The organism is Streptomyces sp. NPDC001544, from assembly GCF_042894285.1.
Taxonomy (GTDB): Bacteria; Actinomycetota; Actinomycetes; order Streptomycetales; family Streptomycetaceae; genus Streptomyces.
Map to the genome: position 1 here is coordinate 406,463 of NZ_JBIAVN010000006.1, position 13,395 is coordinate 419,857.

Annotated in this window: 11 protein-coding genes; 3 read left to right on the forward strand and 8 right to left on the reverse strand. The window is 71.4% G+C overall.

Going from position 1 to position 13,395, the window contains the following annotated elements; all coding sequences use genetic code 11:
- Positions 1–42 precede the first annotated feature (42 nt).
- From ACFY0F_RS19120 to ACFY0F_RS19140, 5 genes are read right to left on the reverse strand one after another with little or no spacing between them, the layout of a single operon-like run.
- Entirely contained in the window at positions 43–993 is a 951-nt protein-coding gene (locus ACFY0F_RS19120; RefSeq protein ID WP_388795107.1) for an LLM class flavin-dependent oxidoreductase, read from the reverse strand.
- Positions 990–1,952 (reverse strand): LLM class flavin-dependent oxidoreductase, encoded by a 963-nt coding sequence (locus tag ACFY0F_RS19125; RefSeq protein WP_388795110.1) that lies wholly within the window; start codon positions 1,950–1,952, stop codon positions 990–992. The genes ACFY0F_RS19120 and ACFY0F_RS19125 overlap by 4 nt, the downstream gene beginning before the upstream one ends.
- A gap of 48 nt (positions 1,953–2,000) precedes the next feature.
- The gene (locus ACFY0F_RS19130; protein ID WP_388795113.1) at positions 2,001–2,762 is read right to left on the reverse strand and encodes an amino acid ABC transporter ATP-binding protein; all 762 of its coding nucleotides are present in this window, start codon (positions 2,760–2,762) and stop codon (positions 2,001–2,003) included.
- Positions 2,763–2,800: 38 nt separating this feature from the next.
- Positions 2,801–4,573 carry an FAD/NAD(P)-binding protein gene (locus ACFY0F_RS19135; RefSeq protein ID WP_388795116.1) on the reverse strand — a complete coding sequence of 591 codons (1,773 nt, stop codon included), beginning with the start codon at positions 4,571–4,573 and terminating at the stop codon, positions 2,801–2,803.
- Entirely contained in the window at positions 4,570–5,424 is an 855-nt protein-coding gene (locus ACFY0F_RS19140) for an amino acid ABC transporter permease (RefSeq protein WP_388795119.1), read from the reverse strand. The genes ACFY0F_RS19135 and ACFY0F_RS19140 overlap by 4 nt, the downstream gene beginning before the upstream one ends.
- Positions 5,425–5,834: 410 nt before the next feature.
- Here ACFY0F_RS19140 and ACFY0F_RS19145 point away from each other — a divergent pair, with 410 nt between their 5' ends.
- Positions 5,835–6,785 carry an ABC transporter substrate-binding protein gene (locus tag ACFY0F_RS19145; protein WP_388795122.1) on the forward strand — a complete coding sequence of 317 codons (951 nt, stop codon included), beginning with the start codon at positions 5,835–5,837 and terminating at the stop codon, positions 6,783–6,785.
- Positions 6,786–6,828: 43 nt separating this feature from the next.
- On the opposite strand, the gene ACFY0F_RS19150 is transcribed toward ACFY0F_RS19145, so the two are convergent.
- Entirely contained in the window at positions 6,829–8,001 is a 1,173-nt protein-coding gene (locus tag ACFY0F_RS19150; protein WP_388795125.1) for a DUF5685 family protein, read from the reverse strand.
- Between the two features lie 312 nt (positions 8,002–8,313).
- Here ACFY0F_RS19150 and ACFY0F_RS19155 point away from each other — a divergent pair, with 312 nt between their 5' ends.
- Positions 8,314–8,751, forward strand: a complete 438-nt coding sequence (locus ACFY0F_RS19155; RefSeq protein ID WP_388795128.1) for a cell division protein SepF — start codon at positions 8,314–8,316, stop codon at positions 8,749–8,751.
- Between the two features lie 37 nt (positions 8,752–8,788).
- Here ACFY0F_RS19155 and ACFY0F_RS19160 read toward each other — a convergent pair whose 3' ends face one another.
- Together ACFY0F_RS19160 and ACFY0F_RS19165 are read right to left on the reverse strand one after the other, a co-directional pair.
- A complete protein-coding gene (locus tag ACFY0F_RS19160; protein WP_388795131.1) occupies positions 8,789–9,961 on the reverse strand; it encodes an acyl-CoA dehydrogenase family protein in 1,173 nt (390 codons plus the stop codon).
- Positions 9,962–10,099: 138 nt separating this feature from the next.
- Positions 10,100–11,695 carry an MFS transporter gene (locus tag ACFY0F_RS19165; protein WP_388795134.1) on the reverse strand — a complete coding sequence of 532 codons (1,596 nt, stop codon included), beginning with the start codon at positions 11,693–11,695 and terminating at the stop codon, positions 10,100–10,102.
- A 258-nt stretch (positions 11,696–11,953) separates the two neighbouring features.
- Between ACFY0F_RS19165 and ACFY0F_RS19170 the strand changes: the two genes are divergently transcribed.
- Positions 11,954–13,198: a hypothetical protein gene (locus tag ACFY0F_RS19170; RefSeq protein WP_388795137.1), complete on the forward strand. Its 1,245-nt coding sequence runs from the start codon at positions 11,954–11,956 to the stop codon at positions 13,196–13,198.
- Positions 13,199–13,395: the final 197 nt, after the last annotated feature.

Consider the following 13,395-nt stretch of genomic DNA (forward strand, 5'->3'; position numbering starts at 1 on the left):
TGATCAAACCTTCCATATGCTGATCAACAATTCCATAGGGGTTCAGCCATTCCATACCGGGCCGGGCAGGCCGAGGTGGGCGCGCAGCGTGGCGCCCTCGTACCGCATGCGGAACGCACCGCGCTCCTGCAGCAGCGGCACGACACGGTCCACGAATTCGTCCAATCCGCCGGAGATGCCGTGGGGGACGAGGACGAAGCCGTCGGCGGCGCCCCGTCGTACGAGCTCCTCCAGTTCCGTGGCCACCGCCTCCGGAGTGCCGGCGAGGAACTGACGGTCCGTCTGCTGCGCTCCGCTCCCGGCGGCCCGCTCCTGCGCCTCGGCGGCGGTGTCGCCGAGGACGACGGTGACACCCCGCATGATCTTCAGGTCGTCCGGTGAGCGGCCGTGCTTCCCCAGGCGGCGCTTGACGTCGGCGTAGAAGGAGCGCCCGGCCTCCGGGGTCCCGTGCCCGGTGAAGAGCACGTCGGCGGTGGACGCGGCGCACTCCCGGAACTCGTCGGAGTCCCCCGTCTGGATCACCACCGGATGCCCCGACAGCCCGTCCGGGGTCCAGGAGTCCCACAACCGCCGGGCCACCGCGACGGACTCGACGACCCCGTTCTCCCCGGTGAAGGCGTCCGAAGAGGTCACCGGGTGCCAGGCGGACCGGCCCGCGCTGAGGTGGTCCAGGGTGGCGAGGCGGCGGGCGAGTTCGTACGGGTGGTCGCGGGCGGCGTCGACGGTGGCGGCGAGCCCCAGCCGCTCGGTGACGGCGGCCAGGGCGTTCAGCACGGTGAGCGGCTCGGGGTGCTCCACCGCGTCCGGGTCGTGGATACGGCCGTCGTGCTCGCGCGGCTCCGGCCCCTCGGCGAGGAAGAGGAAGTCGAGCAGGCCCCGCTCGGCGGTGCGGGCCAGGTGCTCGAAGGCGGAGAACTCGATCCGCGGCGTCGAGCTCGGGTCGAGGTGGGAGAGCGCCGCCAGGTGCATACGTCTTCGGGGCCGTACGGTCATCGCACTCCCCCCGTCACGGCGTACTGGTGGGCGGACCGGGCCAGGCCCAGGTGCTCCCGGAGCGTGCTGCCCGGGTAGAAGGTGCGGAACAGGCCGCGGTGCTGGAGCAGCGCGACGGTGCCGTTGACGAGCCGCTCCAGGTCACGGCGCGGCTCGGCGGGGACGAGGTGGAAGCCGTCGACGACGCCGTCCGCGTGCCAGGTCGCGATCAGCTCCGCGAGGTCGACGGGGCCGCCCCGGTACAGCGGGCCCTGCGCGGTCTGCCGGGGGCCGCCCCCGCCGTGGCCCGGTGCGGCCGCGTGCTCGCCGTCGCCGAGGTCGACGATCAGGCTGACCAGGACCCGAAGGGTGTCCGGGTGCCGCCCGGACGCGGCGGCCTCGTCGCGCAGCCGGTCGCGTACGGCGGCGGCCTGTGCGGGGTCGGCGACGCGGACCAGGGCCACGTCGGCGTAGCGCGCCGCGACCGACCGAGTGGGGCCGTCGGTCGCGTCGACCACCCGGACGGGGTGGCCCTGCGGGGGCCGGGGCACGATGCGGCCGTCCCACAGGCTCGCGGCCACGTCGGCCGCCTCCCGCCACAACTCGTCGGCGGGAGCGGCTTGCCGACGGCCGAGGAGACGGGCCTCGCCCTCCGTGGTGGAGACGCCGATCCGCCAGCCCGCCCGGCCGCGGCTGACCCAGTCGAGGGTGGCGACGGCGGACCGCACGTGCGAGGGCTCGGTGTGCGTGGTCGTGACGGTCGGGACCAGACCGACCCGGTGGGTGGCGGGCGCCACCCGGGACAGCACGGCGAGCGGCTCGGGCCCGGGACCGGCGAAGGTGTCGTCGAGCGTGACGAAGTCGAGCCCGCCGCTCTCGGCGAGCCGGGCCAGCTCCACGTAGGAGCCGGCGTCGTACGCCGACGGCTGGTCGACGGCGGCGGCCAGGTGCAGCAGCGCCCGGCCGGACGTTGAGCTCATGGGGAGCAACCCTTTCTCGGGGACCTTCGGGCTGTGCGGGGCCGTCGCTCAGAGGACCTTGGACAGGAACGCCCGGGTCCGCTCGTGCCGTGGCCGGTCGAGTACGTCGGCGGGTGTGCCCTGCTCGACGATCCGGCCGCCGTCCATGAAGACGACGGTGTCGGCGACCTCGCGGGCGAAGCCGATCTCGTGCGTGACGACGATCATCGTGGTGCCCTGGCGGGCCAGGTCCTTGATGACGTCCAGGACCTCACCGACCAGCTCGGGGTCGAGCGCGGAGGTCGGTTCGTCGAAGAGCAGCAGTTTCGGTTCCAGGGCGAGCGCGCGGGCGATGGCGACCCGCTGTTGCTGACCGCCGGAGAGCTGCCTGGGGTAGGCGTCGGCCTTCTCGGCGAGACCCACCCGGGCGAGCAGCCCGCGGGCGTGTTCCGCGGCTTCCCTGCGAGGCCGCTTCAACACGGACACCGGTGCCTCGGTGACGTTGTCCAGCACGGTGAGGTGCGGGAAGAGGTTGAAGTTCTGGAAGACGAAACCGATCCGGGTGCGCTGTCCGAGCACCTCGCGTTCGGGCAGTTCATGCAGTCTGTCGCCGGATCGCCGGTAGCCGATCAGGGCGCCGTCCACGCTGATCACACCCCGGTCCACCTTCTCCAGGTGGTTGATGGTGCGCAGCAGCGTCGACTTGCCGGAGCCGGAGGGGCCGAGGACGACGGTGACCTCGCCGGCGCGCACCTGCAGGTCGATGCCCTTGAGCACCTCCAGCGGGCCGAAGCTCTTGTGGACGGACCTGATGTCGACCATGACGCTCATCGAGTGAATCCCTTACTGGAAGTGTGGTGGGGGGCGGTTCACGCGGCGGCGCGGAACGCCAGGCCGCCCAGGAAGGCCAGCGCGGCCCGGGCGGTGGCGTCGTTCTGCCGGAAGGCGGGACCGCCGGTGCGGGGCCGGGTGAAGGCGCCGGGGGTACGTCCGTCGGTGTACGGGCCGAGGGCGAAGCGCCGGGGATGCGGCCGGCCGGACCGGTCGAGGATCCGCCCGTCGGAGGGGTCCACCCGGAGCAGCCCGTCGGGGGTCTCGGCGGCGCCATCGGCGTGCAGGGCGCGCAGTAGCGTGTCGCGGGCCCGGCCGACGGTGGGTTCGGGCAGCCGTGCCTCGACCAGCGCCCGGGCCCCCACCGAGAAGCCGGGCACGGTGGGGCTGGACGCCCGGAACTCCCCGTGCTCGGCGGTGACGGTCATGTCGGCGCCGACGAACTTCAGCAGACCCGCCCGGGACAGGGCGAGCATCTGGCGCAGCCGGGGTCCGGGCGGTCCGGAGGCGAGGTAGCTGAAGAACCCGTGCCACCAGGGACCGATGGAGCCGAGCCGGATCAGCTGCCCGTAGACGGAGAGAAGCCCGAGGAAGACCGCCAGGTCGGGGCTGTGCCGTGCGTCGTGCCGCCGGCTCAGGTCGCCCTCGACGTACTCCCGCAGCCCGTTCTGGAACTCCTCGTGCGAGGTGTACCGCGCCCCGCGCAGGGGGTGGTCGAGTGCGCCGAGGTCGAGCCGGTCGGCGGGGTCGGGCACGGCGGAGGCGACGAGGGCCTTCAGGTCGCCGGCGTCCCCCGACGCGTACTTCTCCTCGAAGACGGTCCAGGCGATCGCCGTCCGCTCGGGGTGGGCGGTGAAGAGCCGGTGGTAGTGCGCGAAGCCCAGTTCCTTCTCCACCAGCGGCCACACGTCCCGCCGGAAGTCGAAGCCGTCGGGCCGTGCGAGCAGTTCTCCGACCTCGGCGGGGCCGAAGAAGCGGGGCAGCGGGGGGCGTTCGCCGGTCCAGTCGTAGCCGATCTTCGAGTGGTACGGGACTCCGCGCCGCGAGCCGACGTGGAGGACGGGTTCCTTTCCCGAGGGGAGGTAGGCGTCCCCTTCGTACCGCCCGCCGCGTCCCTCGGTGAGCAGCACCATCAGGTCGACGAAGGCGAGCCCGAAGCCGCGGACGAGGACGGGGGCACCGGGCTTCAGCGCTGCGAGGTCGCTGTCGGCGGTGTAGTCGGGCGGGAGGTGGACGAGGCCGTGTGCGCGGGCGTAGGCGGCCAGCTCGGCCTGGTCGGCATCGAGTTCGGCGTCCAGGTGGCCGAGTGCCAGGACGACGAGGTCGGCGTCGAGGGGGCGCGGGCCGTCCTCCAGCCACACCTGCTGCCGGCCGTCGCGCGGGCCGCTGACGCGCAGGGCGCGCCGGGAGTGGTGGTGGACGGTGACGCCCGGTGGCAGGTCGGCCACCGCCCGCTCGTACACCCAGCGGAGGTAGTCGCCCTGGATCCGGCGGTCCGCGAACGTGCGGCCGTCCAGGCCCGCCCACTCGTGCAGGGTGGGGCCCTCGCGCACCGGACCGGCCATGTCCACCGTCTCGTCGGTGAACATGGTGACGTCCTCGGCGTGCGAGTTCATCCACAGCAGCGGGGACTGCGCCGCCCGCCAGATGCGTCCGGCGCCCGGCGGATACGGGTCGACGAGGTGGATGTCGAGGCCTGAACCGGTGTACAGCTCGGGCGCGTTGGCGGCGATGCGCTCCAGCAGACCGGTCGCCCGCGGCCCGGCCCCGACGATCACCAGGGACGGCCGGGCGGTCGCGACGGCGCTCATCGGGTGCGTTCCGAACCGCGCGCGTAGTGCTTCTCCACGTAGTACTGACCGGCGCTGAGCACCGAGGTGACGATGGTGTACCAGATCGTGGCCACCATCAGCAGCGGGATGACCTGGTAGGTGCGGTGGTAGACCAACTGGGCTGAGAACAGCAGGTCGTTGACGGCGATGACGCTGACGATGGAGGTGCCCTTGAGGGTGCCGATCAGCATGTTTCCGGCGGGCGGCACGATGGAGCGCATGGCCTGTGGCAGCACGATCCGCCACCAGCGGCGCCGGCGGCTCAGACCGAGCGCCTGCGCGGCCTCGATCTGACCGCGGTCGACGGACAGGATGCCGCCGCGCACCACTTCGGCGGCGTACGCGGCCTCGTGCAGGGTGAGGCCGACGATCGCGACGGCGACCGGGCTGAGCAGGTCGACCGTCCTCACGCCGAGGACCTGCGGGTACAGCGCCCCGATGTTGAACCACAGCAGCAGCTGCACCAGGATCGGGATCGACCGGAACAGCCACACGTAGCCCCAGCTCACGGCTCGCAGCACGGGGTTGGCGGAGAGCCGGAACGCGGCGAGCAGGGTGCCCAGGACGAAGCCCAGGACCATCACCACGGCGGTCAGCCACAGGGTGAGCCACAGGCCGCGCAGGACGGAGGCCGCGGTGAACCAGTCCGCGACGACGTCCCATTGGAACGCCTGGTTGCGCAGGACGGAGTTGACCGCGAGGGCGAGCAGCGCGAGGACGACGACGGCGGCGGTCCACTGGCCCAGCCGCCGCTGCGGAACGATCCGAAGGGCGTCCACCTGCTCCGGTATGTCCGGCGCGGGGACTTTGGCAAGGGTGTCGGAAGACATGCGAAGGCTCCGTGACAGAGGTCGAACGGTGGTGCCTTCACACAGAGCGCCTGGCGGCGCGTACGGCCGAGCCCCTCAGCAGAGCCGTCCACCGAGACTACGGGGCGGTTTCCCCTCGCTGTCAAGGGTGTCCACAGTATGAGCCGAACGTCTCAAGTCGGTTGACGGGAAACCGGATGCCTGTTCCACTTGGCCCATGCATCCACAGCAGTGGCTGGTCACCCGCTCCCACATCGACTTCGGTCGCGTGTGGTCCTGTTCCTGTTGAGCTGACCCACTGCGCGCCCTGATCCCCTGATCCGGCCGGGCGCCTTCGCGTTCTCCCCCTTCGCGCCATCACCCTTCGCCTTCACACGCGTACCCCTCCCCTCGCGCTCCGCCTGCCTTCCGCCCCCAGGAGACCGCACACGATGCGTACGCCAACGCGCGCCCGTAGAAAGCATTTCGCACCTTTTGTCCTGATCACCTCGGCAACGCTGCTCCTCACGGCATGCGGTTCCGGTTCGGGTGACCCCGCCGGCCCGGCGGGCGCCGCGGCCCAGGCCGACAAGATCCCGACCACGGACGTCGTGTCCGGTATCGGCAAGGACGCGTCGGCCGCCGGGCTGCTGCCCTCGGGGGTGAAGAGCCTCACCGTCGCCGTCAGCGTCGGCGGCACCCCGCCCGGCACCGCCTATCTGGCCGACGGCAAGACGCTGACCGGCCAGGACGTCGACTTCACCAAGGCCGTGGCGAAGGTGCTGGGCATCGAACTCAAGGTGGAGCAGGCGAGCTTCGACGCCATCCTGCCCGCCCTCGGCAGCGGCAAGTACGACTTCGGCGCCAGCAACTTCGGCGTCACCGACGAACGCCGCAAGACCGTCGACTTCGTCACCTACGTCAACGACGGCCAGGGCTTCGCCGCCCGCAAGGACAGCAAGCTGTCGAAGGTCACCGACCTGAAGCAGCTGTGCGGCCTGAACGTCGCGACCGGCGCCGGCACGACCTTCGAGGCGACGCTGGAGGAGAACAAGAAGGTTTGCACGGACGCGGGAAAGAAGGCGTACAAGGTGCAGACCTACGCCGAGTCCAGTGCCATCTGGTCCTCGCTCCAGCAGGGGCGCAGCGACATCGTGATGTCCACGATCAACGGTCTGCGCTACGCCGTCGCCCACCAGCAGGGCCTGAAGTTCCTCAACGAGTACCACCGCCTCGACGTCGGCTTCGCCTTCAAGAAGGGCACGAAGCTGGCGCCGGCCTTCCAGGCGGCGGTGAACAAGCTCATCGCGGACGGCACGTACGAGAAGATCCTGAAGAAGTGGGGGACCACGGGGTCGGCGATCGAGAAGTCGCGGATCTCCCCGCCGGAACTGAAGAACTGAGGAACCGGCGGACCCGAGGAAGCCGAGAGACCCGAAGAGCGCGTCACAGCCCGCAGTCGCAGCAGGAGCAGCATTCGCAGACCTCGCAGCACGAGCAGGCGTCGCAGCAGTCGCAGCACTCCCAGTTGCTGCAGCAGCCCTCGCGCTTCTTCCGCGACCAGGGTCCCTCGTACTCGTCGGCGCAGCACATCTTGCAGGTGCAGCACAGCCCGATGGCGGCGGCGCAGCCCGCCCAGAAACCGCGCTTGTCCGGGCGCGGGGGCTCGCCGCCGAAGGGGTTGCCGTGCGGGCTTCCCGGCGCCTTGGTCGCGGGGTCCCCGGGCGGCGGCCCGAAGGAGGCCTCGGGGGCGTGCCCGCACGACTGGGTGCCGAACGCCCGGTCCACCGAGCGGCGCAGTTCGTGCACGAGCAGCAGGTGTGCCAGCTTGCCGTCGTCGAACTCGGCATCGCGCAGGGCCAGCCGGATGCCGTGCAGCGCGTCGTCGGCGAGCCTGCGGGCCTCGTCGAGGGAGGTGCCGGTCGCGGTGAGCGGGTTCCAGGCGCCGGACGCGGCGTCGGACGCGCGGTCCTCCACCGCGTCCAGGAGGTGGGCCAGCCGGCCGAAAAGCCGTCCGGCCTCGGCGAGCGGCCCGGCGTTCCCCGGCCGCCCGGCCAGGACGGCGGTGTGCGCGAAGGCCGCGGCGGTCGCGGTCTCGGTCGGCTCGGTGACCGTGAGGATCGGCGTGCCCGGACCCGCGAGGGCCTCCAGACCGAGCTGCCGGTCGACGGCGTCGACGAGTACGGCGGTGTCGAAACCGATGTCCGCGCCGGTACGGGCACCCGCGCGCCCCCAGTTGACGGCGACCCGGCGCGCGGCGAGCGCGACCGGCCGCCGGGCGAGCAGCCCGTCACCGTCGGCGACGTGGTCGCGCACCTTGGCCGAGGCCAGCACCAGCGAGACCGCGGCCGCGAGCCGCGCCCCCTCGCCCCGCGCCACGGAGGCGGTGCGCATCCCGCGCAACGGACACGGCCCGGCCGTGCGCCGCAGACGGCCGTCCTGCCGGGTCTGGGCCTCCGTCAACACCGATATCAGCAGCCCGTCATAGTTCGTCACTATGCGCGCGAACTGTCCGTGGTCGCCGCGCAGTGCGAGGCACAGCCCGCACAGATGGGCCATCCACTGGGTCTTGAGGCTTTCTCCGAGCCGGTGGCTGCACGGCCTGACGATTCCGAACACAACGATCCCCCGTGGTGTGATGCGACGTTGAGCTGCGGCATCGTATCGGCCGACGGTAGGTTTGTAGCAGCCGCCGCGCTCACCCATATGCACCACAAGTCACCCATACGCCGACGACAATCATATTTCACTCTCAGTCAGCAGCCGTGTAGAGCACGACCCTTGGGGCACACGGGCTCTCGACGGATCCGCTGTGCACCAGTACCGTCACAAACCCCCCGCGCGGCGTCTATCCACTTGGCGCGCCGTCCGCATCATGGATGACCATAGGGATGCGGAAAGCAAGAAGGACCGCTGTGAGAGGAGGCGTCCATGGGATCGGTACGCAAGGCGAGTGCGTGGCTCGGCCTCGTCGACGACAACGATGACGAGCGCTACTACGACGACGACTACTCCGAGGGGACCGAGCCCGGGAGTGCCTGGGTCACCGACCCGCGGGTCAAGGTGGCGACGGACGTCGCCGAGGAGAGAGGCCGCCGGATCGGCACGGTCACCCCGGACAGCTTCCGGGACGCGCGCGCCATCGGCGAGCTGTTCCGGGAGGGTGTCCCGGTGATCATGAACCTCACGGCCATGGAGCCCGCCGACGCCAAGCGCGTCGTCGACTTCGCGGCCGGGCTCATCTTCGGTCTGCGCGGCTCGATCGACCGGGTGTCCAACCGGGTGTTCCTGCTGACGCCGGCCGACACCGAGATCATCAGCGGCGAGGCCGGGACCCACCGTTCGGACGGCTTCTTCAACCAGAGCTGAGGCAGGGCCGTTCCCCGGCCCTGCCCCGCTCCCGGGGTCAGCGGAAGGCGTCGAGCCCGGTGAGCGCCTTGCCCAGCACGAGCTGGTGCATCTCGACGGTGCCCTCGTAGGTGAGCACCGACTCGAGGTTGGTCGCGTGCCGCATCACGGGGTATTCGAGCGAGATCCCGTTGGCACCGAGGATCGTCCGCGCCGTACGGCAGATGTCGATGGCCTCACGGACGTTGTTGAGCTTGCCGAAGCTGACCTGCTCGGGACGCAGGCGGCCGGCGTCCATGCGCCGCCCCAGATGGTGGGCGAGCAGAATCCCCTTGTGCAGTTCGACCGCCATGTCGGCGAGTTTGGCCTGGGTGAGCTGGAAGCCCCCGATGGGCCGCCCGAACTGCTCCCGTGACTTCGCGTAGTCGACTGCGGCCTCGAAACAGGACCGCGCGGCGCCCATCGCGCCCCAGACGATGCCGTAGCGGGCGTGCGAGAGACAGCTGAGCGGGCCCTTCAGGCCGACGGCCTCCGGCAGCACGGCGTCGGCGGGCAGCCGCACGTCGTCGAGGACCAGCTCACTGGTGACGCTGGCCCGCAGGGACCACTTGTGCTTGATCTCGGGTGCCGAGAAGCCCGGGACGTCGGTGGGCACCACGAAGCCGCGGATCCCCTCGTCGGTCCGCGCCCACACCACGGCGACCCCGGCGATCGAGCCGTTGGTGATCCACATCTTCCTGCCGTTCAGCAGCCAGTCCCCGCCGTCCCGCTTGGCGTACGTCCGCATGGAGGCGGGGTCGGAGCCGTGGTCGGGCTCGGTGAGCCCGAAGCAGCCGATCACCTCGCCGGCCGCCATGCCGGGCAGCCACTGCTGCTTCTGCTCCTCGCTGCCGAAGCGGTGGATGGCGTACATGGCGAGCGACCCCTGTACGGAGACCAGGGAACGGATTCCCGAGTCGGCGGCCTCGAGCTCCAGACACGCCAGTCCGTACTGCACGGCGCTCGCCCCGGCACACCCGTACCCGGTGAGCGACATGCCGAGCGCCCCGATACCGCCGAGCTCCCGGGCCAGCTCCCGGACACCGGGCAGCTCACCCTTCTCGTACCAGTCGGCGACGTACGGCAGCACACGGTCGGCGGCCCAGTCCCGCACGGTCCGGCGGACGGCCAGGTCCTCGGGTTCCAGCAGATCGTCGATGCCGAGCGGGTCGGCCGGGTCGAACGGGGACATGGACCCTCCGGTAAAACTAGCAGCGCTAGTAAAGTTACGCCCCGACGTTACGACGTACCGCCGGTCCCGTCCACCCCAGGTGGGACCACGGACCGGAAGCCGCCGACGGCGAGCACCGCCCACAGGAGACCCCCGGCGTCAGGCGGACACGCGGGACCTCTCCGGCTCACGGGGCGCGGGCACCTCGCCACCACCCCCCTCGCAACTCATCACCCGCGGCAACCGCAACGCCATCACCGCCCCCAGCAGCAACAACCCCGCACTCACCAACAGCGTGACATGCAGCCCGTGCACGAACGAATCCCGCGCCGCACGGCGCAGCGCGCCCCCCACTCCCCCGCCCAGCTGCGCGGCAACCTCGTACGCCTCCCCCAGCGAATGCCCCGCCGAGGCCCGCGCCGGCGCCGGCACCCCGGGGACGGACGCCGGTCCGGGCGCGTACGCCGCGTTCATCACGCTGCCGAGCAACGCGATCCCGATCCCGGCCCCGAGCTGGTACGAGGTCTCCCCGATCGCCGCCGCGCCCCCCGCCTGCTCGGCCGGCGCCTCGCTCAGCATCGACTCGTACGCCCCGAACAGCGTCGTCTCGAGGCCGAAGCCCAGCAGCACGAACCCGAACACCAGCAGCCCGGCGTCGTCGCGCCCGCCCATCCCGGTCAGCGCCAGCACGGCCGCGGCGGTGAGGCAGAACCCGAAGCACACCATGCGGCGCGGCCCGAACCGCCGCAGCATCCGCGCCCCCGCCAGCCCCGCGGCCATCGCCGCGACGGTCAGCGGCAGCAGCCTGAGGCCGGTCCCGAGCGGCGACAGCCCCAGCACCAGTTGCAGGTACTGTGCCGCGATCAGCTCCAGCCCCACCAGCGCGAGCATCGCCAGCACGATGCACCCCACCGCCGTACTGAACGCGGGCCGCTTGAACATCCGCAGGTCCACCAGCGGGTACGGCCGCCGGCGCTGACGCCGCACGAAGAGGAACAGCAGCGCCGCGCCCACCACGAGCGGCGCCAGCGTGAAGACGTCGGCCACCGGCTCCCGGCCCCCGAGCCGCTTCACCCCCAGCACCACACCGAACAGCCCGGCCGCCGCCATCAGCGCGCCGACCACGTCCCAGGGGCCGTTCCGCCCGCCCGTCGACTCGGGCAGCAGGAGCCGCCCGACCGGCAGGCTGACCAGCATCAGCGGGATGTTCACCAGGAACACCGAGCCCCACCAGAAGTGCTCGAGCAGGAAACCGCCGAGCAGCGGCCCCACCGCGGCCCCCACCGCGGCGACCGCGCTCCAGACGCCGATCGCCAGCGCCCGCTCCCGCCGGTCGGGGAAGACCTGGCGGAGTATGGACAGGGTGGCCGGCATGATCATCGCGCCGCCGACGCCGAGCAGCGCCCGGGCGAGGATCAGCACCTGCACGCTCGGCGCGAAGGCCGCGACGCCGGAGGCGACGCCGAACAGCGCATAGCCGAGCAGCAGGATCCGCCGGCGGCCGACGCGGTCGCCGAGCGTGCCGAAGAGGATCAGGAGCGAGGCGCAGACGAGCGGGTAGACGTCGACGATCCAGAGCAGTGCGATGCCGCCCGGCCGCAGGTCCTCGGTGACGGCGGGCACCGCCACGTGCAGCACGGTCGCGTCGACGGCGACCAGGAGCAGGCTGACGCAGAGGACGACGAGCACGACCCAGCGGTTGGCACCGGCCCCGGCCGCCCGACGGCGCAGCGCGGACGCGGCCGTCCCGGACATGTACGTACCTCCACAATCCCCTCGGGTTCGGCGGGCTCGCGGGGTGGGGGGCCCCGCGACTTCGGCCGGAGGAGCGGTGGGATCTCCGGCCCGCGCATACGAACGCGAGTGACTCGTCAGCGTACGCGAGTTCGTTCCGCGAGGGCGTGGCGGAGCTCTCACACTGTTCACAGAAACGTGTGGTGTACGCCACTTCCCCTTCTCTTGACCACGTCCCGGTGGGGATTCCGGTTCCACGTCCGGTCGATAATCGAGCTCGTGACCGATCTTGCGACACGCGTGGCACCACCCCACGTCACGGCCCTGCGCCGGGCGGCCCCCGCCCTCCTCGGGTACGCCGCCGTCCGCGCCCTGGGCCTGCTCGTCCTCGTGGTGTGGAGCGCGGCCCGCGGCAAGAGCGCGTACACGCTGCTGACGGCCCGCTGGGACGCGCTCTGGTACACCAGGGTCGCCGAACTGGGGTACGGCTACGAGGTGCGCCTGCCGAACGGCGACGTCCACTCCAACCTGGCCTTCTTCCCGCTGCTGCCCTGGCTGGAACGCCTGCTGCACACACTGACACCGCTGTCGTACGCCGACGCCGGATTCATGGTCAGCCTGTTCGCCTCGCTCGCCGCCGCCTGGGGGATCTTCGCGGTGGCGGACCACGGGTACGGCCGGCGCGCGGGGGTGTGCGCGGTGCTGCTGTGGGCGGCGCTGCCGGTCGGGATCGTGCAGTCGATGGCGTACAGCGAGTCGCTGTTCACCGCCCTCGCGGCCTGGTCGCTGTACGCCGTGCTGACCGGCCGGTGGGTGATCGCGGGCGCGCTGGCCGCGCTGGCCGGACTGACGCGACCGGTGGGACTGGCGGTGGCCGCGGCGGTGTGGACGGCCTGCGTGGTCTCTTTCGTGCGGGACCGGAGCGTGGACGCCGCATCCGGCGCACGGGCCGTCGGGAGCGCGCCCGGATCGACGGACGGCGCACCAATGACATCGCACGCCCCTCGGCCCACCACTGGCGCATACGTCCTGCCCCGCGCCCTCGGCATGCTCCTCGCTCCCCTCGGCGCCGCCGCCTACGTCCTCTGGGTCGGCCACCGCACGGGCCAGGGCCCGCTCGGCTATCTGGACGTCCAGGCCGGCTGGCGCAACGGCTTCGACGGCGGATACGCCTTCGCACGCTTCGTGGCCGACAAGTTCACGTCGTTCCCGTCGGCCCTGGCCGGGGTGGGACTGATCGTCGGGGTGGCCCTGGTGATCTGGCTGTACGTGATCGGTGTACGGCAGCGACAGCCGCTTCCCCTGCTGGTGTACACGGGTGTCGTCGTGACGCTCGCCCTGTGTGCCTCGAGCTACTTCGGCTCCAAACCGCGCCTGCTGCTCCCGGCCTTCCCGCTGCTGCTGCCCCTCGCCGTGGCCCTCGCCGGCCTGCGTGCATCACGATTCGCCCTGGTCACAGGCCTGTTGACGGTGACCGCGGCGGTGTACGGGGCGTTCTGGCTGAACGGCTCCGGTCCTCCTTGATCGATCCGGCCCGGTCGATGAGCAGCCGGAGAATTCCACCCCACCCCTCGGTGAACGAATTCATAAGTGCCATATAAGTAACACCCGGCATGATCAAAGGAATTGCGAGCGACAGTCGGAGAGGATTGTCGAATCCTCGTAATTAGCGGCCCTCCTGAGAGGTTTCCCACATCACATCGTCATCACAAAGCCGCTGA

Bases quoted from the DNA above. Each gene is read 5' to 3' on its own strand.
- ACFY0F_RS19120 (WP_388795107.1), bottom strand. From the start codon at position 993: ATGACCGTACGGCCCCGAAGACGTATGCACCTGGCGGCGCTCTCCCAC.
- ACFY0F_RS19125 (WP_388795110.1), bottom strand. From the start codon at position 1,952: ATGAGCTCAACGTCCGGCCGGGCGCTGCTGCACCTGGCCGCCGCCGTC.
- ACFY0F_RS19130 (WP_388795113.1), bottom strand. From the start codon at position 2,762: ATGAGCGTCATGGTCGACATCAGGTCCGTCCACAAGAGCTTCGGCCCG.
- ACFY0F_RS19135 (WP_388795116.1), bottom strand. From the start codon at position 4,573: ATGAGCGCCGTCGCGACCGCCCGGCCGTCCCTGGTGATCGTCGGGGCC.
- ACFY0F_RS19140 (WP_388795119.1), bottom strand. From the start codon at position 5,424: ATGTCTTCCGACACCCTTGCCAAAGTCCCCGCGCCGGACATACCGGAG.
- ACFY0F_RS19145 (WP_388795122.1), top strand. From the start codon at position 5,835: ATGCGTACGCCAACGCGCGCCCGTAGAAAGCATTTCGCACCTTTTGTC.
- ACFY0F_RS19155 (WP_388795128.1), top strand. From the start codon at position 8,314: ATGGGATCGGTACGCAAGGCGAGTGCGTGGCTCGGCCTCGTCGACGAC.
- ACFY0F_RS19160 (WP_388795131.1), bottom strand. From the start codon at position 9,961: ATGTCCCCGTTCGACCCGGCCGACCCGCTCGGCATCGACGATCTGCTG.
- ACFY0F_RS19165 (WP_388795134.1), bottom strand. From the start codon at position 11,695: ATGTCCGGGACGGCCGCGTCCGCGCTGCGCCGTCGGGCGGCCGGGGCC.